This window comes from Microterricola gilva, assembly GCF_004217495.1.
Lineage (GTDB): Bacteria > Actinomycetota > Actinomycetes > Actinomycetales > Microbacteriaceae > Microterricola > Microterricola gilva.
In genome coordinates this window covers 1912327-1932871 of the sequence record NZ_SHLC01000001.1, presented here as the reverse complement: position 1 = coordinate 1932871, position 20545 = coordinate 1912327, and the positions used below count along the sequence as shown (strand labels likewise).

Below are 20545 nucleotides of genomic sequence, written 5' to 3'. Positions count from 1 at the left end.
GCCATCGAAGCGACGATAGAATGAGTTGATATCTCGACACGATCCCGAGACTGAAGGGAATGAGATGCCACTTTCTGAGCAGGAGCAAAGGCTCCTGGAAGAGATGGAGCGCAGCCTCTATCGCAACGACGCCGATTTCGTCGCCACCGTCGGGGCCTCGCGAGGGCGCCCCAGCTACCGATCCATCGCGCTCGGTGTACTGATCGCCGTTGCCGGCATCGCCGGCCTGCTTGCCGGCGTGATGCTGCACCAGCTCGTGATCGGTGTCATCGGATTCGTCGTGTTGTTCGCCGGCGTTCTGCTGGCGATCAAGCCGTCGAAGAAGATTCCGGTCGAGCCATCGGCAGAGGCCCGCGGTAAAGCTCGCTCCACGCAGTCGGACTCCGGCTTCATGGACAAGTTGAACGACCGCTGGGACCGCCGCCAGGACGGCCAGCCCTAAACACTCCACTTGTCACCCCGGTGACCGCCTCCAGAGCGCGCAGCGCGCCTTAGGCACCGTCTCCTTCAGGGGCCGATCCTCACGGATCGGCCCCTTTTTTGTGCGCTCGGGGCGATTGTGGGGAATTTCCCTCCATTTTGCTCCACCGTCTACTTCCCAGTGATTGCGAGGAAGTTTGTTGAGTTTTGCGCGTATTATTCCCGAAATCCATTGATTGGTGGTGCTTTGTGGAGTAAAGTGGAGCACACGTAAAGCTTGAGCGGGGGTGATGGCATGTTCCTTGGAAGCTACGAGCCCAAGCTCGACGACAAGGGGCGGCTGATCCTTCCCGCGAAGTTCCGGGACGAGCTCGCCGGCGGCGTCGTCATGACCCGCGGGCAGGAGCACTGCCTCTACGTCTTCAGCACGCGCGAGTTCGAGAACCTGCACGAGAAGATCCGGCAGGCTCCGGTCACGAGCAAGCAGGCCCGCGACTACCAGCGTGTCTTCCTCTCCGGGGCCAGCTCCGAGACGCCAGACAAGCAACACCGCGTGACGATCCCAGCCAACCTGCGCAGCTATGCGTCGCTCGAGCGTGAGCTCACGGTGATCGGCGTCGGCAGCCGCATCGAGATCTGGGACAGCGCGGCCTGGGAGCTGTACCTGAACGAACAAGAAGCCGCATTCGCAAACACGGAAGAGGAGGTGATTCCGGGACTGTTCTAGTTCCTGACGCCTGACTCCCAGCCGATTCGCCCTGGCGCACTTCCCCGGTGCCAGGTCGAGCGGATGGGGATCAGGGATCAGGAGCCCTCCCTGGAAACCATGGCACTCAACGACATCCACACCCCCGTCCTGCTCGAACGCTGCATCGAGTTGCTCGCACCGGCCATCCAGAAGCCCGGCGCGGTACTCGTCGACGGCACGCTCGGCATGGCCGGCCACGCCGAAGCCTTCCTCACGCGCTTCCCGGACCTCACGCTCATCGGTCTCGACCGTGATCTCGACGCTCTGGCCATCGCCAAGCAGCGCCTGGCACCGTTCGGCGACCGGGCTCGCTTCGTGCACACCGTCTACGACGGAATCGTCGACGCCATCGCCTCCCAGGGCCTCAGCGAGGTCGACGGCATCCTGTTCGACCTCGGCGTCTCCTCGCTTCAGCTCGACCGAGTGGAGCGAGGGTTCTCGTACTCCCAGGACGCACCGCTGGACATGCGCATGGATGCCACGTCGCCGCTGACCGCGGAAACGATCCTCGCCGAGTACCGCGAGGGCGATCTCCGCCGCATCTTCGAGAACTACGGCGAGGAGAAGCTGGCTGCGCGCTACGCCCGCGCCATCATCGCCGCCCGCCAGATCGAACCGATCACCCGCTCCGGCCGGCTCGTCGACATCCTGCAGGAGGCAACGCCTGGCGCCCTCAAGAACGCCGGCCACCCGGCCAAGCGCGTCTTCCAGGCGCTGCGCATCGAGGTCAACCAGGAGCTGTCGGTGCTGGAACGGACCATTCCGGCCGCGCTCAGCTCCGTCGCCGTCGGCGGCCGCATCGTCGTGATGTCCTACCAGTCACTGGAGGACCGCCTCGTCAAGCGGGCATTCGCCCAGGCATCCGCCTCGACGGCTCCGGCCGGACTGCCGGTTGAGCTGCCGGAACACAAGCCGGAATTCAAGCTGCTCGTTCGCGGCGCCGAGCTGGCCAGCGACGCAGAGAAGGCACTGAACCCGCGGGCGACCCCCGTGCGCCTCCGCGCTGCGGAGCGCCTGTGGAAGCCCGCGGCACCGAGCGGCACCAAGCGATCGGCACGGGGGAGCGGCGAATGAGCGACAACCTGGCACGGAACAGTGCACACCACGCGCGCCCGGCCCACCCGGCCGCGACGCCGCCCCGCACTCACATCGAGATCGTCCCGTCGCGTGAGCAGCGGAAGGCCCGGCCGAAGCTCGCATACGGACTCACCGCCGTGCTCGGCATCATCGCCATCATCGCGGCCCAGCTGGTGCTGAGCGTCGTGACCTCGCAGGGGGCATACGACATCGCCGCACTGCAGCTTCAGCAGAAGGAGGCGACGCGCGACGCCCAGGTCCTCACGGAGGACCTCGACCGCATGAAGTCGCCGCAGTTCCTCGCCGCCAACGCGCAGGCGCTCGGCATGGTGACCAACGCCAACCCCGCGTACCTGCAGCTCTCCGACGGTGCCGTTCTCGGCCAGCCGTTCGGTGAGCAGGGCACCAGCGCGGCCGGTGCATCTGCGCTCGTCCCGAACGCGCTGCTGAGCGGCGTGCCGCTCGTGACGGAGCAGACCCCGGATGCCGCGGCAGCCGAGGCGCCCGCACTCAAGGCTCCCGTGATCGTGGCAGAGAACGGCTCGGAATCAGCCACGCCGACCGCGCCTGTCACCCCGCAGAACAGCCCGGAGTTACCGTTGCAGAATGGCATCCCCGCGCCGAGCACGCACTAACCAGACCGAGCGACGTCGACGGAATCCCCCTCACAAAGGAATCGCCTAGTGGCCCGAACCACCCGATCGAACAGGGCACGAGTCTTCAGTGCCGCGGTGCTGCTGTGCGTTCTGCTCAGTGTCTTCGTCGTCCGTCTCATCGACATCCAGGTCGTGCGCGCCGATGAGCTCAACGCAGCAGCCCTCGACCGCCGGTCGAGCACGGACCCGATCCTCGGCGCGCGCGGCGACATCGTCGACGCCAACGGCGTCGTGCTCGCAGGCAGCGTGCAGCGCTACGACATCTTCATCTCGCCCAAGCAGGCCGTGCTCGGCTCCCGCGAGGGCATCAAGGAATCCGATCCAGAGATCGACGCCAAGGCGCGGGCCGTGCTCACCGCCGAGACCGAGGCACTCGCTGCCCCGCTCGGCATGACGGGCGCCAGCGTGCTGGCGATCATCGACGCCGCGATCGCCGAGAATCCCGAATCCGACTTCGCGTACGTGGCGAAGGGCGTGGACACCGAGACGTTCCGCGCCGTCGCGGATGTCGACCTGGCATGGCAGTACGCGAAGTCTCGCCCCGCCAGGACCTACCCGAACGGCGCCGTCGCAGGCAACCTCGTCGGATTCGTCGGAGCCGACGGCGAGGCGCAGGCCGGCCTCGAACTCGGCCAGGACAGCTGCCTCGCCGGCGTGAACGGCGAAGAGGCCTACGAAACCGGCGCCGACTACGTGCGGCTGCCAGACACGACGCACGTCATCTCCGAGGCCAAGCAGGGCGGAACGCTCGCGTTGACGATCGACTCCGATCTGCAGTGGTTCGTGCAGCAGACACTCGCCGAGCAGGCCCAGGCGACCGGTGCAGCGTGGGGCACCGCGATCGTGCAGGAGGTCAAGACCGGCAAGCTCCTCGCCGTGGCCGACTACCCGACTGTCGACCCGAACAACGTCGACGGCACGGCGGGGGAGGATCGCGGTTCCCGTGCATTCGCCGCCCCCTACGAGCCCGGCTCCACGTTCAAGGCGCTCACCGCCGCCATCGTCATCGACTCCGGCCAGGCCGACCCGTACTCGCAGGTCGTGGCGCCGTACCGGATGGTCTTCCCGAACGGGGCCGACGTGAACGATTCCAGCTTCCACGGCGACGACCGGCTCACCCTCACCGGCGTGCTCATCGACTCCTCGAACACGGGCATGTCGCAGTTCGGCGAGCGGATCAGCGACGAGTCCCGTTACGAGTACATGAAGAAGTTCGGCCTGGGTACCGAGACGGAGGTCGACTTCCCGTCCGAGGCACCCGGCGACCTCAACGGCGACGGCCCGGAGAGTTGGGACAACCAGACTCGCTACGCCACCATGTTCGGCCAGGGTATGACGACGACGGCCCTGCAGAACGCCAGCATCTACCAGACCATCGCCAACAACGGCGTGCGCCTCCCGGTTCAGCTGGTGGCCGGCTGCACGCAGGCCGACGGCACCGTCACCGAGCAGCCGAGCGGCGAGGGCGTGCAGGTGATCTCGCCGAGCGCGGCGCGCGCGACATCCGACATGCTCGAGATGGTGCACACCCAGGGCTGGCTGGCCAGCAAATGGAACGTGCCCGGATACCGCGTCGCGGCCAAGACAGGCACCGCGCAGATGTCAGACGGCACGGGCAAATACTCCAAGGATTACATCGTCTCGGTGACCGGTTTCGCCCCGGCCGACGATCCGCAGTACGTGGTTTCGGTAAGCTTGGCTCGCCCGGTAAACATGAATACCTCTGCCGCGCCTGCCCCAGTCTTCCGAGACATCATGAGTCAGGTGCTGAAGAAGTACCGGGTCGTTCCATCCGGCGCCCCGGCGCCCGAGTTGCCAGCAAACTGGTGAGAAAGAGGGCCAAGTGACCGGACCCACGGCGCTCCGCCCGCAGCACCCCGTTTCACGATCCCTGTCTGGATTGGTCGACACCTTCGACCTCCACGTGCAGGGCGACATCGACGGAGTCGAGCTCAGCGGCGTCAGCCTGAGCACGACGACGGTGCAGCCAGGAGATCTTTATGTCGGCGTTCCAGGGCGCAATGCCCACGGCGCCGGATTTGCCGAAGCGGCGGCTCGCGCCGGCGCTGTTGCGGTGTTGACCGACGAGGCCGGTGCGAGCCTCGCGGCGGCATCCGGCCTTCCGGTGCTCGTCACCCCCGATGCCCGAGCGGCGCTCGGTGATGTAGCCGCCTGGATCTACCGCACGGCCGACAACCCGGCGACCCTGTTCGCCGTCACAGGCACCAACGGCAAGACCAGCGTCGTCTACGTGCTCTACGCGATCCTCAGCCAGCTCGGCGTCGTCGCCGGCCTCACCTCGACGGCCGAGCGCCGCATCGGTGATGTCGCGGTGACGAGCAACCTCACCACGCCGGAGGCCAGCGAGCTGCACGCCCTGCTGGCGCGCATGCGCGAGGCAGAGGTGCGCGCGGTCGGCGTCGAGGTCTCGGCCCAGGCCCTCAGCAGGCACCGCGTCGACGGACTCGTCTTCGACATCGCCGGCTTCACGAACCTCAGCCACGACCACCTCGACGACTACACGGATCTCGAGGAGTACTTCCAGGCCAAGCTCGAGCTGTTCCAGCCCGACCGCAGCCGCCGCGGCGTCGTCACGGTCGACACCGAGTGGGGAGCGAAGCTCGCGCAGCAGTCTCGCATCCCGGTGACCACCCTCAGCACCGTCGCCGGAACGAACGCCGACTGGCGTATGAGCGTGCTCGAGGAGCACGCCACCTTCACCCGCTTCGCCCTCGAAGGGCCAGAGGGGCGCAGGCTCGAGACCACGCTTCCGCTGCTCGGCTGGTTCATGGCAGCCAACGCGGCACTCGCCATCGTCATGCTGGTCGAATCCGGCTTCGACCTCGACGCGATCGCGCACGCACTCGACCGCGACGGCGGCATCGACGTCTACATCCCCGGCCGCACGGAGCGCGTCTCCGGCGATCACGGCCCGACCGTCTACATCGACTACGGCCACACGCCCGACGCGTTCCTCAACGCACTCGACGCCATCCGGCGCACGACGGCCGGCCGCGTGATCATGGTGTTCGGCGCGGACGGCGACCGCGACACCACGAAGCGTGCCGACATGGGCGCGATCGCCGCCCGTGGAGCCGATGCCGTCGTCATCACCGATTTCCACCCGCGTTTTGAAGACCCTGCCGCCATCCGGCAGGCCCTGCTCGACGGCGCTCGCGCCGCGGTGCCGGACGCCGAACTCTACGAAGTGCCCGACCCGCGTGCCGCATTCCGCGCCGCCCTCGCCCTCGCCGGCGAGGGTGACGCCGTGCTCTACGCCGGACCGGGGCACGAGGACTACCAGGAGGTTGCCGGCGTGAAGCTGCCCTACTCTGCCCGCGACGACGCCCGCCAGGCCCTGCGAGAGGCCGGGTGGCTGTAATGATCGCCATGACCATCGCCGAGATCGCCGCCGCGACGGGCGCGCAGCTGCTGCGCACTCCCGACGCCGGCCTCGTCATCACCGGCCTGACCCACACCGACTCCCGCGACGTCACTCCCGGTGACGTCTTCGTCTGCAAGCCGGGCGAGTTCACCGACGGGCACCTCTTCGCGCCCGCCGCCGCCGAGGCCGGCGCCGCGCTCCTCATCGTCGAGCGCGAGCTCGACCTCGACGTTCCGCAGTTGCTCGTCGACGACGCCGTCATCGCGCTCGGCGCATTCGCGACGGAGCTTGTCTCCCGGGTGCGCGCACTCGGCAAGCTGAAGATCGTCGCAGTGACCGGCAGCAACGGCAAGACGACGACGAAGAACCTGCTGCGCACGATCCTCAGCGCCGTCGGTCCGACGATCGCACCGCGCGCCTCGTTCAACAACGAGGTCGGCGCCCCGCTGACGATGCTCGAGCTCACGGAGGACACCGAGTTCCTGGTGGCCGAGATGGGCGCGAGCGGAATCGGCGAGATCGCCAGGCTCATCGCCATGGCCAAGCCGGACATCGGCATCGTGCTGAACGTCGGCCTCGCTCACGCGGGCGAGTTCGGTGGCATCGAGTCAACCGTCATCGCCAAGACCGAGATGGTCAGCGAGCTCACGGCGGACGACGTTGCCGTTCTGAACGCGGACGACCCCCGCGTCGCGGGCATGGCGGCATCCACCGCAGCGCCCGTTGTGTGGTTCGGCCTCGGCCCCAACGCGGCCGTCCGTGCCGCAGAGGTGCGCTCGGATGCCGGTGGCACCGCGTTCCTGCTGACACTCGCCAGCGGCGAGAGCCGCCAGGTGCGCTTCCGCGTGCTCGGCGAACACCACGTGATGAATGCCCTGGCCGCGGCGGCAGCCGCGGAGGCGATCGGTGTCGGCATCGATGACATCGTCACCGCGCTGGAGAGCGTCGAGCTCGCCGAACGCTGGCGCATGCAGGTGCTCGGCGGTCGCGACGGCGTCACGATCATCAACGACGCGTACAACGCGAGCCCAGACTCGATGGCAGCGGCGCTCAAGACGCTCGCGCAGATCCGCACCCCCGGTCAGCGCACCATCGCCGTGCTCGGCGAGATGAGTGAACTGGGGGAGTTTTCAGGTGAAGAGCACGACCGTATCGGGCTTCTCGCCGTTCGGCTGAACATCTCGCAGCTTCTCGTCGTCGGCCAGAACGCTCGTCGCATGCACATCAGCACCATCAACGAGGGCTCGTGGGACGGCGAGTCGAGCATTGTCGACACGCCGGACGAGGCGTTCGCCCTGCTCGAAAAGGCCATCCAACCGGGTGATCTCGTGCTGGTGAAATCATCGAACTCCGCCGCTCTGCGCTTCTTGGGCGATCGACTGGGAGAATTGTTCTCGTGGTAGCCCTTCTCGCCGCCGGCGGATTGTCGCTCGCGTTCACCCTGTTCCTCACGCCGCTGTTCATCAAGCTGTTCCACAAGTTGCAGTGGGGGCAGTTCATCCGCGACGACGGACCCCAGGCCCACCACGCGAAGCGCGGCACGGCCACCATGGGTGGGCTCGTCGTGATCGTGGGCGTCGTACTGGCGTACTTCGTGGCCACCTGGGTCAGCCAGGAGCCACCGACCCCGTCCGGCCTGCTCGTGCTGTTCATGATGGTCGGCCTCGGTGTCGTCGGCTTCATCGACGACTTCCTGAAGACCCGCAAACAGCAGAGCCTCGGGCTCGGCGGTTGGGCCAAGGTCACCGGGCAGGTGATCGTGGCCGGAACCTTCGCCGTGCTCTCCCTGCAGTTTCCGAACGCGCAGGGCGTGACGCCGGCATCCACTCACATCTCCTTCATCCGGGACCTGCCGATCGACTTCATGGCTCTCGGTGCCGTCGTCGGCCTCGGAGCCTTCGTGCTCTGGATCTGCCTGATCGTCGCGGCCACCTCGAATGGCGTGAACGTCACCGACGGCCTCGACGGCCTCGCGACGGGCGCGTCGATCCTCTCGATCGGCTCCTTCGTCGTCATCGGTTTCTGGCAGTTCAACCAGAGCTGCTTCGGTGCCGGACTCGACCAGGGTGACGCCTACCGCTGCTACGACGTGCGCGACCCGCTCGACCTCGCGATCGTGGCCGCGGCCATCACCGGCGCCCTGATCGGCTTCCTCTGGTGGAACACGTCTCCGGCACAGATCTTCATGGGCGACACCGGCTCGCTCGCCCTCGGTGGCGCGCTTGCCGCATTCGCCATCCTGAGCCACACCGAGCTGCTGCTGATCCTGATCGGCGGCCTGTTCGTGATCGAGGCGGGTTCCGTCATCGTTCAACGCGCCTACTTCAAGGCCACCAAGGGCAAGCGCATCTTCCTGATGAGCCCGATCCACCACCACTTCGAGCTCAAGGGTTGGGCGGAAGTGACCGTGGTCGTGCGCTTCTGGATCATCGGCGGCCTGCTGGTCGCCGCTGGCGTCGGCACCTTCTACCTCGAATGGATCTCTCGCACGTGACGCGCCTTGACACCCTCACCAGCTGGAACGCCGACTGGCGTCACCTCAAGGTGGCCGTGCTCGGTCTCGGTGTCACGGGCTTCGCCGTGGCCGACACGCTCGCCGAGTTGGGCGCCGAGGTGCTCGTGCTGGCATCCGCCGCCGACGATGACAGGGCCCGCCTGCTCGAGGTGATCGGGGCGCGCCTGCTCCAGCACGATCTCAGCACCGTGCCCGAGGGTCTCGAGGAGTTCGGCGCCGAGCTACTCATCGCCTCGCCCGGCTTCCACCCCGACCACGTCGTGCTGGAGTGGGCGCAGGAGAACGGCATCGCCGTCTGGGGCGACATCGAGCTCGCCTGGCGGCTGCGCGACAAGGTGCCGACGGCATCCGGCGAGCCTGCGCCGTGGATCCTCGTCACCGGCACCAACGGCAAGACCACGACGACGCAGCTCACCGCGACCTTCCTGGCCGAGGCCGGCCGTCGGGTCGCGCCCTGCGGCAACATCGGCGTGCCCGTTCTCGACGCCATCCGCGATCCGCAGGGGTGGGACGCGCTCGTCGTCGAACTCTCCAGCTACCAGCTCCACCACGTCAAGCGGGAGGGCGTCGGCGCGCTCGAGCCGCTCGCCAGCGTGTGCCTGAACATCGCGGACGACCACCTCGACTGGCACGGCAGTGCCGAGGCCTACCGTGCGGCGAAGGCCACCGTGTACGCCAACACGCTCGTCGCCTGCGTCTACAACAAGGCAGACGCCGCGACGGAGCAGATGGTGCGCGATGCGGATGTCGCCGATGGCGCCCGCGCGATCGGATTCGACCTGGGCTCGCCTGGCCCGAGCGACTTCGGCATCGTCGACGGCATCCTCTGCGACAGGGCCTTCCTCGACGACCGCCACCACAGCGCGATCGAGCTGACGACGCTCGCCGCCCTCGCGGAGCGGGGCCTGGACTCGCCACACATCGTCGCGAACATCCTCGCGGCCAGCGCCCTCGCCAGGGCCGCAGGCATCGACGTCACCGCCATCGCCCGCGCGCTCGGCCACTTCGAGCTCGATGCCCACCGCATCCAGACCGTCGCGGTGGCGGACGGCATCCGCTGGATCGATGATTCCAAGGCGACCAACCCGCACGCGGCGGTCGCCTCCCTCAAGGCGAACCCCTCCGTCGTGTGGATCGTCGGGGGACTGCTCAAGGGCGTCGACGTCGACGACCTCGTGCGCAGCCAGGCTGAGCGGCTCCGCGCCGCCGTGATCATCGGGGTCGACCGCAGTGCGCTGCGCGACGCATTCGCGCGACACGCGCCCCAACTGCCGGTGTTCGAGGTCGACGCGACCGACACTGGAGAGGTCATGCCGACGGCGGTGCGACTGGCCGCGAAGGTCGCGGTTCCCGGGGATGCTGTTCTCCTGGCACCCGCGGCGGCATCGATGGACCAGTTCGCCGACTATGCGGAACGCGGCGAGATGTTCGCCGGCGCGGTACGAGAGTTTCTGGGAGGTGGGGCGGATGAGCAATCCGCCTCGGGTCACTAGCAGGCCCCAGGCAGGCGCGGAGGGCTTCGAGCAGGAGCCATCCGCCCGCGCCGCCTCGGCCCGCATCTCCCTCGGGCGCGTCTTCCGCGCAGAGGGAACGAACTTCTACCTGCTGCTCGGAACCACCGTGTTCCTCGTCGGCTTCGGCCTCGTCATGGTGCTCTCCTCCTCCTCGGTCGAGTCGTACCTCGAGAATCAGGGCTTCTTCGGCAGCTTCCTCAAACAGAGCGCCTTCGCCCTGTTCGGCATCCCGATGATGCTCCTCGTCAGCCGCCTGCCCGTCGCGTTCTGGAAGTGGCTTGCGCCGTTCGCGATGATCGGATCGTCCTTCCTGCAGGCACTGGTCGTGTTCACGCCCCTCGGCGTCGAGGTCGGCGGCAACAAGAACTGGATCGACCTCGGCTTCGTGCAGTTCCAGCCGTCGGAGCTGATCAAGGTGTCGCTCGTGATCTGGCTCGGCCTCATCGTCAGCCGCAAGGAGGAGCAACTCGACGACTGGAAGCTCGGCCTGGCCCCGATCCTCCTCACGAGCGGTGCGGCGATCGGGCTCGTGCTGCTCGGCGACGACCTCGGCACCACCTTCGTCCTCGCCGCGATGCTCATGGGCGGCCTGTTCTTCGCCGGTGTGCGGTTGAGGATGCTCGGCATGCTGGTTCTCGGCGGCGGACTGCTCTTCGCCATCATGGCGGTGACGAGCCCGAGCCGGGTCACCCGGCTCATGACCTTCGCCGGTGGCTGCGAGGACATCGCGAAGCAGATGAACGAGTGCTGGCAGAGCACGCACGGTGACTTCGCACTGGCCAACGGCGGCATCCTCGGAGCTGGGCTCGGCAACTCGAAGGCGAAGTGGTCGTGGCTGCCGGCCGCGCACAACGACTACATCTTCGCCATCATCGGCGAGGAGCTCGGCCTGCTGGGCGCGATCGTGGTGCTGCTGCTCTTCGTCGTGCTCGCCATCGCCTTCGTGCGGATCATGAACGCGAGCGACGACACCTTCATGCGGGTCGCCACCGCCACGACCATGTCGTGGATGATCGGGCAGGCGTTCATGAACATGGGCATCGTGCTCGGCGTTTTCCCCGTCTTCGGCGTTCCGCTACCGCTCATCTCGGCCGGTGGCACCGCCCTGCTCACCACCCTGATCGGCATCGGCATCGTGCTCTCCTTCGCCAGACACACCCCGGAGGAGCGCGAAGCCCTCGGCATCCCGGCCCGGCGCGGCCTGCTCGGTGCCCGCCGCCCATCATCCACACCACATGAGAGTTCCTGAGTGACCCGCTATCTTCTCGCCGGTGGAGGCACCGCCGGCCACGTCAACCCCCTCCTCGCGGTCGCGGACACCATCCGCGCCGCAGAGCCGGACGCCGAGGTCATCGTGCTCGGCACGGCGGAGGGGCTCGAATCCCGGCTCGTGCCCGCACGCGGCTACGAACTCGTCACCATTCCCAAGCTGCCCTTTCCGCGTCGACCGAGCATGAGCGCGCTGCGGTTCCCCGGCCGGCTGCGCAGCACGGTGCGCCGTGTGCAGGATCTGATCGCCGAGCGCGGCATCGATGTCGTCGTCGGCTTCGGCGGCTACGTCTCGACGCCTGCCTACCTCGCGGCCGGGCGTGCAGGCATCCCCGTCGTCATCCACGAGGCCAATGCGAAGCCGGGACTGGCCAACAAGCTCGGCGCACGCTCGACGCCCTACGTCGGCGTTGCCTTCCACGACACCCCGATCCGCAACGCGCGATTCGTCGGGATGCCGCTGCGCCCGGAGATCGAGGCACTCGACCGTGCGGCGGCCAGGGCCGAAGCGCTCCGCTTCTTCGGACTCGACGAGCTCAGGCCGGTGCTGCTCGTGACGGGCGGCTCGCTCGGAGCACGGCGGATCAACGCCACCGTCCACGCCAGCGCGGGGCTGATCGTGGACGCCGGCTGGCAGATCCTGCACATCACGGGCGCCAAGGCCGAGATCACCGACCCAGGCATCCCCGGCTACACGCTGCTCGCCTACTGCGACCGCATGGACCTGGCCCTCGCCGCAGCCGATTTCGCGGTCTCCCGTGCCGGAGCCGCAACGGTGAGCGAGCTGACCGCGCTCGGTCTGCCGGCGGTGTTCGTGCCCTACCCGGTCGGCAACGGCGAGCAGCGCTTCAACGCCGCGGCCGATGTCGAGGCCGGCGGGGCGCTCCTCGTCGACGACGCGGAGTTCCTGCCCGACTGGGTGGCAGGCACGTTGCTCCCCGTGCTCGCCGACCGCGCCGGGATTCAGGCCATGGCCGGCCGGGCGGCATCCGTCGGCGTCACGGACGGATCGGCCAGGATGCTGGCATTGATCCGCGAGTCCTTGGCCGCTCGCGGTGGCGCGCACGAGATCCCCACCGGGGGCGCGTAACCTTGTCGCCGTGCACGAGCACAGCGAACCAGATTCTTTTCGACGTAATGGAAGGCTCTCAGCCGTGACAATCAAGCCCGACCTCAGCATCACCGTTCCCACCGAGCTGGGGGCGGTGCACTTCGTGGGCATCGGAGGCTCCGGAATGAGCGGCATCGCGCGGCTGTTCCTCGGCGCCGGCTACACGGTGAGCGGTTCCGATGTGCGCGACAGCGCCAACATCGCCGCGCTGCGCGAGCTGGGCGCGACGATCACCGTCGGGCACGACGCGGCCAACGTCGGCGACGCCGACACGCTCATCGTCACCGGGGCGCTCTGGCAGGACAACCCCGAGTACGTTCTCGCGCTGGAGCGCGGCCTCCCCGTGCTGCACCGCTCGCAGGCCCTCGCCTGGCTCGTGCAGAAGCACCGCCTCGTCGCCGTCGCCGGGGCGCACGGCAAGACGACGTCGACGGGCATGATCGTCACCGGCCTGCTCGGCATCGGAGCAGACCCCAGCTTCGTCAACGGCGGCGTCATCGACTCGCTCGGCGTGAGCTCGGCCCGCGGCGAGAGCGAACTCTTCGTCGTCGAGGCCGACGAGTCAGACGGATCGTTCCTGCTCTACGACACCGCCGTCGCCCTGATCACGAACGTCGACCCCGACCACCTCGACCACTACGGCTCCCTCGAGGCCTTCCACGACGCCTTCGTGTCGTTCTCGGCGGCGGCGAGCGAGCTCGTCGTCGTGTCGTCGGATGACGCCGGCGCCGTCGGCGTCACCGCCAAGCTGCGCGCGAGCCACCCGGACAAGCGCGTCATCACCTTCGGCCAGGCCGCGGACGCCACCGTGCGGGTGCACTCGGTCGACACCGACGGGCCCGTCGCGTTCAGCGTGAGCTGGCAGGGCGAGGACTACCGCGCCCAGCTGCGCATCCCCGGCCTCCACAACGCCATCAACGCGGCCGGCGCATTCGCCGTCCTCGTCGGCCTCGGCTTCGAGCCGGCGGCCTCCCTGGCGGCCATCGCCGAGTTCGGCGGAACCGAACGCCGCTTCCAGCTGCACGGCACCGTCGGCGGCGTGAGCGTCTACGACGACTACGCCCACCACCCGACCGAGGTCGCTGCAGCCCTGTCGGCCGCCCGCACCGTCGTCGGCAACGGCCGCATCATCGCCGTGCACCAGCCCCACCTCTACAGCCGGACCCGACTCTTCGCGAAGGAGTTCGCCGAGGTGCTCGAGACGTACGCCGACGAGACCGTCGTGCTCGACGTCTACGGTGCCCGCGAGGACCCGGAGCCCGGAGTCACCGGTGCGCTCGTCTCCGAGCGATTCACCGACCCCTCCCACGTGGCGTTCGTTCCTGACTGGCAGGCGGCCGCGGATCACACCGCGCAGATCTCGCGTGACGGTGACTTCGTGATCACCCTCGGCTGCGGCGATGTCTACCGCATCGTTCCGCAGCTGCTCGAGGCGTTGCAGCGCACGAGGGCCTAACGGGCACCGACCAGGATGAAGCGACCCCAGGGATTCGAGCCGCCGGCGGCCCCGGCTGCTCCGGCGCGCCAGCGGGGTCAGAGCGACGCGAAGGCGGCGACGAAGGCGCCGGCTCCCAAGGCCCCGATTGCCAAGGCCCCGATTCCCCGGGCGCCGCGCGTACCGGCTGCGAAGCTGCCGACGGCCTGGTGGATGAACAAGCAGCAGCCGGCATCCGCGCCGGCAGCCGCCGGTGCACCAGGCGAACCGGATGCCGTCACGGAGCCGATCGCGGTTCAGGGCGCGCAGGCGGCGCAACCGGCGTCAACGGGACCGCTCGCGCCGGTCACGGAGATCACCTCGGTGATCCCGGGTGTGCGGGAAGAGCCGGAGCCCGAGGCGGAGCAGGAGCCTGAGCCGCTCACGCCCGGCAGTGCCCGCGCCCGCCTGCGGGCTGCCACGAAGGCCCGCCGTGCCTACGAGCGTGCGGAGGTGCGCCGCTTCACCCGGCACCTGCGCCGGCGCCGTGCCGCATGGCTCACGGGACTCGGCGCGGTGCTCGCGCTCGCGATCTTCGTCGCCGTCGGTACCTTCTCGCCCCTGATGGCGCTCACGACGATTCAGGTCGAGGGAACGAACCGGCTGCTCGCCACCGACGTGTCTGCCGCCCTCGGCGGCCAGATCGGCACGCCGCTGCCGCTCGTGGACCTCGGTGAGGTGAAGAGCGACCTGTCCCAGTTCTCGCTCATCCAGAGCTTCTCGACCGAGAGCCGACCGCCGAACACCCTCGTGGTGCGGATCGTCGAGCGCACCCCGATCGGGGCGATCGCCGGCCCGAGCGGCTTCGACCTCGTCGACGCCGCCGGTGTCGTCATCCAGACCACCCCGGAGCGGCCGGAGGGATTCCCGGTCGTGGAGGCCGCAGGTGCAGAGGGGCTCGCCGCTGCCGGCAGCGTCGTGCAGGCTCTGCCCGACGACATCCGCCCGCAGGTCGACGTCGTGCGCGCCGCCAGCACAGACGATGTGAGCCTCGGGCTCGTCGGAGGGGCCAGCGTGGCGTGGGGGAGCGCCGAGGAATCCGCGCTCAAGGCCCTCGTCCTCAGCAAGCTGATGGCGGCGGCGCCCCCCGGAACGGTCTCCGTCTACGACGTCTCATCGCCCGCGAGTCCCGTCGTCCGCTGACCTGGCTCCGGCGACACGCCAGGCATGCACGATCCGGCCATGGATTGCGAGCAGAATTCACGACACGCGGGCGCGCCTGCCGTGCGAATTCGCGGCTGCGCATAACTTCGAGCTTAGGAATTGCATACTCAGCATAACTTTAAGCTTCGACAAGAGGTTGAGAGTTTCCACCGGAGGCCGGACGTGTCAACAAATCAGAACTACCTTGCCGTAATTAAGGTCGTCGGTATCGGCGGCGGCGGTGTCAACGCTGTCAACCGCATGATCGAACTCGGGTTGCGTGGCGTCGAATTCATCGCCATCAACACCGACGCCCAGGCGTTGCTGATGAGTGACGCGGACGTCAAACTCGACGTCGGTCGCGACCTCACGCGTGGCCTCGGTGCCGGCGCGGACCCCGAGGTCGGCCGCCGCGCCGCAGAAGACCACGCCGAGGAGATCGAGGAAGCCCTCGCCGGCGCCGACATGGTCTTCGTCACGGCCGGCGAAGGCGGTGGAACCGGAACAGGCGGCGCCCCCGTCGTCGCCCGCATCGCCAAGTCGATCGGTGCACTCACCATCGGTGTCGTCACCAAGCCGTTCGGCTTCGAGGGCAAGCGTCGCCAGGCTCAGGCCGAGACCGGCGTCAGCACCCTCAAGGAAGAGGTCGACACCCTCATCGTCGTGCCGAACGACCGCCTGCTGGAGATCAGCGACCGCGGCATCAGCATGCTCGACGCCTTCGCGACCGCCGACCAGGTGCTCCTCGCCGGTGTCCAGGGCATCACCGACCTGATCACGACCCCCGGTCTGATCAACCTCGACTTCGCCGACGTCAAGTCGGTCATGCAGGGCGCGGGCTCCGCGCTCATGGGCATCGGCTCCTCGCGCGGCGCCGACCGTGCCATCAAGGCCGCCGAGCTGGCCGTCGCCAGCCCGCTGCTCGAGGCATCGATCGATGGCGCGCACGGCGTCCTGCTCTCGATCCAGGGTGGATCGAACCTCGGTATCTTCGAGATCAACGACGCGGCCCGCCTCGTCCAGGAGGCCGTCCACCCCGAGGCCAACATCATCTTCGGTGCCGTCATCGACGACACCCTGGGTGACGAGGTTCGCGTGACCGTGATCGCGGCAGGATTCGACGGCGGCGAGCCGCAGACGAAGTCATCCGACTCGCGCCGCAGTAACTTCGTGACAGCCGGTGTCGGTGCTGCCGCAGCCGGATCCGCCGTCACGGCCGTTGCCGAGGAGCCCACCGCGAGCGACATCGACGCACTCGTCGAGTCGGCGTGGCACAGCTCAGAGGTCAGCGCCACCGAGGCCGCCGTCACCGACCCGGCGTTCGCCGAGGACGACAACGACCTCGACATCCCCGACTTCCTCAAGTAGCACAGGCATGAGCACGCTGGCCGAGCGCCTGGCCGTGGTTCAGGCCGGCGTCGCGGATGCCGCACGAGCGGCGGGCCGGGAGCCGAGCAGCGTCACGACGATCGTCGTGACGAAGTTCCACCCGGCCTCGCTCGTCGCGGAGCTCTCCGCCCTCGGCGTTCGCGATGTCGGTGAGAACAGGCACCAGGAGGCCCAGGCCAAGGCGGCTGAGCTCTCCGGGCTGCCGCTGCGTTGGCACTTCGTCGGCCAGCTGCAGAGCAAGAAGGCGAAGCAGGTGCGTGCATACGCAGACGTGATCCACTCGATCGACCGACCGGCGCTGCTGAGTGCGCTGGCATCGGGCGAGAACACCATCGACTGCTTCCTCCAGGTGAACCTGACCGACAATCCCGAGCGCGGAGGGGTCGCTCCCGCCGAGTTGCCGACGCTCGTCGAGCAGACCCTGGCCACACCCGGCCTGCGCCTTCTCGGTCTGATGGCCGTCGCTCCGCTCGGCGAGGAACCGCGTCGGGCATTCGCCCGCGTGCGCGAGCTCTCCGAGTCCGTTCGGCGCATCGCCCCGGACGCAACAGCACTCTCCATGGGCATGTCGCAAGACTTCGCGGCCGCCATCGCCGAGGGGGCGACACACCTGCGTATTGGCACCGCCATTACCGGGAATCGCCCGCAGCCCGGTTAATCTCAAACAAGACGGATCCTGACACGGAGGTAGTAATGTCCAACCCGCTCAAGAAGACCATGGTCTATCTGGGACTGGCAGACGAAGAGCTCGAGTACGACGAGCCTGCTGCCGCCGCAGCCCCGGTCGCGCAGGCCCCGGTTGCAGCGCCGACCAAGAACGCGGCACCGGTCACGCCGTTGCGCAAGGCCCCCGTTCCCAAACAGACCACCCAGGCGGCAGAGATGAACGAGATCCTCACCGTGCACCCGCGTCAGTACCGCGACGCGCAGATCATCGCCGAGAGCTTCCGCGACGGCATCCCTGTCATCATCAACCTCTCGCAGATGAGCGAAGGCGACGCCCGCCGTCTCATCGACTTCGCCAGCGGCCTCTCGCAAGGTCTCTACGGCAAGATCGAGCGCGTCACGAACAAGGTCTTCCTGCTCTCCCCGTCGCACGTCATCGTGAGCGGCGAGAACGGCGAAACCGACTCCGATGTCGATGCTTCCTTCTTTGCCCAGTCATAATTAGTCTGTGACCATCGTTGCCCTGATCGCGGGGATTCTGTATTTCTTTCTGTTGCTCTACTTCTTTGCGATGTGGGCGCGGTTCGTGCTCGACCTCGTGCGCAACTTCAACCGGTCGTGGCGACCGCGTGCGTTCGCCCTGATCCTGGTGGAATTCGTGTACACGATCACCGATCCGCCGATCAAGTTCTTCCGTCGGATCTTGCCGCCCCTCCGTCTCGGTTCCGTCGCCTTCGACTTCGGTTGGAGCCTGACCATGCTGCTCGTCATCATCCTGATGCCGATCGTCGGCGCATTCCGCTATGTCTAGCGAGAACGTCTACACTGCGGCATTCAATGCTGTGTACTCGGTCAGCGTCACCGGCGCTGCTGCGAGTATCCTGAATCGGTGACACCGTACGACGGTTCATCGTGCGTGAGAGCAATGACCTTTGTTAGCGTTGCTCACACGTAACCTTCTGTTCACAACCAAGTTCTAAGGGTGGAAAGCCATGGCGCTAACTCCGGAAGATGTAGTCAACAAGCGGTTCCAGCCGACCAAGTTCCGCGAGGGATACGACCAGGACGAGGTTGACGACTTCCTCGACGAGGTCGTCGTCGAGCTGCGTCGCCTGAACGGCGAGAACGAGGAGCTCCGTCAGCGCCTCGCCGCCGCAGAGAGCGGTGCACCGCAGGCAGCCGCTCCGGCGCCGGTGCCCAGCTTCACGGCTCCGGAGCCGACGCCGGCCCCCGTTGCGGCCCCGATCGCCGCGCCCGTCGTTCCTTCGGCATCCGCCGAGGCCGAGGAGCAGGCCAGCACCACGAACCTCCTGCAGCTGGCTCGCCGCCTGCACGAGGAGCACGTGCGTGAGGGCGCTGAGAAGCGTGACGCACTCATCGCCGAGGGTCACGCAACCGCTGCCCGCGTCGTTGCCGAGTCCGAGGCCAAGCAGCGCGCCCAGATCGGCGCGCTCGAGAAGGAGCGTTCGACGCTCGAGGCGAAGATCGAAGAGCTCCGCACCTTCGAGCGCGACTACCGCGCCAAGCTGAAGAGCTACATCGAAGGCCAGCTGCGCGACCTCGACGCCTCGGCCGCTCAGGCGCCGTCGGCCGGTTTCGGTGCTGCACAGGGCAACGACACGCCCGCCCCGAGCTTCCAGGGCTTTGGGGTCTAACTCCCGAGGGAAGGTCAGCGCCGTTGCGCTTGTTGTCCTGGCCCTCGTCGCTCTCGGTGCCTATGGTCTCGACCAGTTCAGCAAGTTCCTCGTCGTCTCGAATCTGAGCGAAGGGGAGGTGGTCCCGGTTCTCGGCAACGTTCTGCAACTGCAGTTCGTGCGGAATCCCGGGGCCGCCTTCTCCCTCGCCAGTGGGCAGACCTGGATCTTCACGATCATCGCCACGGCCGTGATCGTGTTCATCATCTGGTTCGCCCGTCGCATCCGCTCCATCGCGTGGGCCATCGTCTTCGGGCTTCTGCTCGGCGGCGTCATGGGCAACCTCACCGACCGCTACTTCCGTGACCCCGGCTTCCCAGAGGGTCACGTCATCGACTTCATCTACACGCCGTGGATGCTCCCGGCGATCTACAACTTCGCCGACATCGCGATCGTCTGCAGCATGGGTCTGTTCATGATCCTCACCCTGCGCGGCGTCGGTCTCGACGGTGTTCGCACAATCGAACCGAAGAAGAACAAGCAGGACTCCTCCAACCAGAAGGATGACGGCGCAGCCGCAGCATCCACAGACGAAGTGCCGGCGCCGTAGACATGGAATCACGTTCATTCCCCGTGCCAGACGGACTCGCCGGGCAGCGCGTTGATGCCGGGCTGGCCAAGCTGCTCGGTTTCTCGCGCAACTTCGCGGCCGAGGTGATCGAGGCAGGCGGCGTCAGCCTCGACGGCTCCTCCGTCGGCAAGTCGGACAAGCTCCGCGCCGGTTCCTGGCTCGAGGTGAACTGGCAGAGCAAGTCTCCGCTGGAGATCGTGCCGATCGCCGTTCCGGATCTCACCATCGTCCACGACGATGACGACATCGTCGTGATCAACAAGCCCGCCGGTGTCGCCGCACACCCGAGCGTCGGGTGGACGGGGCCGACCGTCGTCGGCGCCCTGGCCGCGGCCGGGTTCCGCATCTCGACCTCCGGCGCGGCCGAACGGGCCGGTGTCGTGCACCGCCTCGACGCAGGCACGAGCGGCCTCATGGTCGTCGCCAAATCCGAGCACGCATACACCGAGCTCAAGCGCGCGTTCCACGACCGCGAGGTGGAGAAGATCTACCACGCCGTCGTGCAGGGCCACCCAGACCCGCTGGCCGGCACCATCGACGCGCCGATCGGCCGGCATCCGCGCGCCGAGTGGAAGTTCGCCGTCACGAGCGACGGCAAGCACTCCATCACGCACTACGAGACGCTCGAGGCGTTCCCTTACGCCTCACTCCTCGAGATCCACCTCGAGACGGGTCGCACCCATCAGATCCGCGTGCACATGGCGGCCCAGCGTCACCCCTGTGTCGGTGACTCGATGTACGGTGCAGATCCGACGCTCTCCGCGCGTCTGGGGCTGGACCGCCAGTGGCTGCACGCCGTGCAGCTCGGCTTCTCGCACCCGGCGACGGGGGAGGGGGTGAGCTTCACCGCCCCCTACGCGCCAGAGCTGCAACACGCCCTCGACGTGCTCGCCGACTAGGCGGGGCCCAGGCA

20 protein-coding genes are annotated in these 20545 nt (G+C 67.8%); all 20 read left to right on the top strand.

Annotated elements, in window-relative coordinates; all coding sequences use genetic code 11:
* Positions 1-64: 64 nt before the first annotated feature.
* The 20 genes from EV379_RS09000 (at position 65) to EV379_RS08905 (ending at position 20531) form a co-directional block, all read left to right on the top strand.
* On the top strand, positions 65-442 hold the full coding sequence (locus EV379_RS09000; RefSeq protein ID WP_055838982.1) for a DUF3040 domain-containing protein: 378 nt from the start codon (positions 65-67) through the stop codon (positions 440-442).
* A 273-nt stretch (positions 443-715) separates the two neighbouring features.
* On the top strand, positions 716-1147 hold the full coding sequence (gene mraZ, locus EV379_RS08995) for a division/cell wall cluster transcriptional repressor MraZ (protein ID WP_120256130.1): 432 nt from the start codon (positions 716-718) through the stop codon (positions 1145-1147).
* A 99-nt stretch (positions 1148-1246) separates the two neighbouring features.
* On the top strand, positions 1247-2242 hold the full coding sequence (gene rsmH / locus EV379_RS08990) for a 16S rRNA (cytosine(1402)-N(4))-methyltransferase RsmH (RefSeq protein ID WP_130505840.1): 996 nt from the start codon (positions 1247-1249) through the stop codon (positions 2240-2242).
* Positions 2239-2880 carry a cell division protein FtsL gene (ftsL, locus tag EV379_RS08985; protein ID WP_130505839.1) on the top strand — a complete coding sequence of 214 codons (642 nt, stop codon included), beginning with the start codon at positions 2239-2241 and terminating at the stop codon, positions 2878-2880. Before rsmH ends, ftsL begins: the two co-directional genes overlap by 4 nt.
* 48 nt (positions 2881-2928) lie before the next feature.
* Positions 2929-4731, top strand: a complete 1803-nt coding sequence (locus EV379_RS08980; RefSeq protein WP_130505838.1) for a peptidoglycan D,D-transpeptidase FtsI family protein — start codon at positions 2929-2931, stop codon at positions 4729-4731.
* A gap of 13 nt (positions 4732-4744) precedes the next feature.
* Positions 4745-6283, top strand: a complete 1539-nt coding sequence (locus tag EV379_RS08975; RefSeq protein WP_130505837.1) for a Mur ligase family protein — start codon at positions 4745-4747, stop codon at positions 6281-6283.
* Entirely contained in the window at positions 6283-7689 is a 1407-nt protein-coding gene (locus EV379_RS08970) for a UDP-N-acetylmuramoyl-tripeptide--D-alanyl-D-alanine ligase (protein WP_130505836.1), read from the top strand. Before EV379_RS08975 ends, EV379_RS08970 begins: the two co-directional genes overlap by 1 nt.
* Positions 7683-8780 carry a phospho-N-acetylmuramoyl-pentapeptide-transferase gene (gene mraY, locus EV379_RS08965; protein WP_130505835.1) on the top strand — a complete coding sequence of 366 codons (1098 nt, stop codon included), beginning with the start codon at positions 7683-7685 and terminating at the stop codon, positions 8778-8780. Before EV379_RS08970 ends, mraY begins: the two co-directional genes overlap by 7 nt.
* Positions 8762-10294, top strand: coding sequence for a UDP-N-acetylmuramoyl-L-alanine--D-glutamate ligase (gene murD, locus EV379_RS08960; protein WP_130505834.1), 1533 nt, complete (start codon positions 8762-8764; stop codon positions 10292-10294). Before mraY ends, murD begins: the two co-directional genes overlap by 19 nt.
* Positions 10269-11564, top strand: a complete 1296-nt coding sequence (gene ftsW / locus EV379_RS08955; RefSeq protein ID WP_130505833.1) for a putative lipid II flippase FtsW — start codon at positions 10269-10271, stop codon at positions 11562-11564. The genes murD and ftsW overlap by 26 nt, the downstream gene beginning before the upstream one ends.
* Positions 11565-12674, top strand: coding sequence for a UDP-N-acetylglucosamine--N-acetylmuramyl-(pentapeptide) pyrophosphoryl-undecaprenol N-acetylglucosamine transferase (locus tag EV379_RS08950; protein ID WP_130505832.1), 1110 nt, complete (start codon positions 11565-11567; stop codon positions 12672-12674).
* Positions 12675-12738: 64 nt separating this feature from the next.
* Positions 12739-14151: a UDP-N-acetylmuramate--L-alanine ligase gene (gene murC, locus EV379_RS08945; RefSeq protein WP_130505831.1), complete on the top strand. Its 1413-nt coding sequence runs from the start codon at positions 12739-12741 to the stop codon at positions 14149-14151.
* A 15-nt stretch (positions 14152-14166) separates the two neighbouring features.
* Positions 14167-15312: a cell division protein FtsQ/DivIB gene (locus EV379_RS08940; RefSeq protein ID WP_130505830.1), complete on the top strand. Its 1146-nt coding sequence runs from the start codon at positions 14167-14169 to the stop codon at positions 15310-15312.
* Between the two features lie 183 nt (positions 15313-15495).
* On the top strand, positions 15496-16680 hold the full coding sequence (ftsZ, locus tag EV379_RS08935; RefSeq protein WP_130505829.1) for a cell division protein FtsZ: 1185 nt from the start codon (positions 15496-15498) through the stop codon (positions 16678-16680).
* A 7-nt stretch (positions 16681-16687) separates the two neighbouring features.
* Positions 16688-17359, top strand: coding sequence for a YggS family pyridoxal phosphate-dependent enzyme (locus tag EV379_RS08930; RefSeq protein ID WP_130505828.1), 672 nt, complete (start codon positions 16688-16690; stop codon positions 17357-17359).
* A gap of 35 nt (positions 17360-17394) precedes the next feature.
* Positions 17395-17868, top strand: coding sequence for a cell division protein SepF (locus EV379_RS08925; RefSeq protein WP_130505827.1), 474 nt, complete (start codon positions 17395-17397; stop codon positions 17866-17868).
* Positions 17869-17875: 7 nt separating this feature from the next.
* Positions 17876-18178 carry a YggT family protein gene (locus tag EV379_RS08920; protein ID WP_130505826.1) on the top strand — a complete coding sequence of 101 codons (303 nt, stop codon included), beginning with the start codon at positions 17876-17878 and terminating at the stop codon, positions 18176-18178.
* A gap of 181 nt (positions 18179-18359) precedes the next feature.
* On the top strand, positions 18360-19022 hold the full coding sequence (locus EV379_RS08915) for a DivIVA domain-containing protein (RefSeq protein WP_130505825.1): 663 nt from the start codon (positions 18360-18362) through the stop codon (positions 19020-19022).
* Positions 19012-19611, top strand: a complete 600-nt coding sequence (lspA, locus tag EV379_RS08910; RefSeq protein WP_130505824.1) for a signal peptidase II — start codon at positions 19012-19014, stop codon at positions 19609-19611. Before EV379_RS08915 ends, lspA begins: the two co-directional genes overlap by 11 nt.
* Before the next feature lie 2 nt (positions 19612-19613).
* Entirely contained in the window at positions 19614-20531 is a 918-nt protein-coding gene (locus EV379_RS08905; RefSeq protein ID WP_130505823.1) for an RluA family pseudouridine synthase, read from the top strand.
* The last annotated feature ends 14 nt before the right edge of the window (positions 20532-20545 follow it).

Coding starts and splice junctions, on each gene's coding strand:
- EV379_RS09000 (WP_055838982.1), top strand. CDS start 65: ATGCCACTTTCTGAGCAGGAGCAAAGGCTCCTGGAAGAGATGGAGCGC.
- mraZ (WP_120256130.1), top strand. CDS start 716: ATGTTCCTTGGAAGCTACGAGCCCAAGCTCGACGACAAGGGGCGGCTG.
- rsmH (WP_130505840.1), top strand. CDS start 1,247: ATGGCACTCAACGACATCCACACCCCCGTCCTGCTCGAACGCTGCATC.
- ftsL (WP_130505839.1), top strand. CDS start 2,239: ATGAGCGACAACCTGGCACGGAACAGTGCACACCACGCGCGCCCGGCC.
- EV379_RS08970 (WP_130505836.1), top strand. CDS start 6,283: ATGATCGCCATGACCATCGCCGAGATCGCCGCCGCGACGGGCGCGCAG.
- murD (WP_130505834.1), top strand. CDS start 8,762: ATGGATCTCTCGCACGTGACGCGCCTTGACACCCTCACCAGCTGGAAC.
- ftsW (WP_130505833.1), top strand. CDS start 10,269: ATGAGCAATCCGCCTCGGGTCACTAGCAGGCCCCAGGCAGGCGCGGAG.
- EV379_RS08940 (WP_130505830.1), top strand. CDS start 14,167: ATGAAGCGACCCCAGGGATTCGAGCCGCCGGCGGCCCCGGCTGCTCCG.
- EV379_RS08930 (WP_130505828.1), top strand. CDS start 16,688: ATGAGCACGCTGGCCGAGCGCCTGGCCGTGGTTCAGGCCGGCGTCGCG.
- EV379_RS08925 (WP_130505827.1), top strand. CDS start 17,395: ATGTCCAACCCGCTCAAGAAGACCATGGTCTATCTGGGACTGGCAGAC.
- EV379_RS08915 (WP_130505825.1), top strand. CDS start 18,360: ATGGCGCTAACTCCGGAAGATGTAGTCAACAAGCGGTTCCAGCCGACC.
- EV379_RS08905 (WP_130505823.1), top strand. CDS start 19,614: ATGGAATCACGTTCATTCCCCGTGCCAGACGGACTCGCCGGGCAGCGC.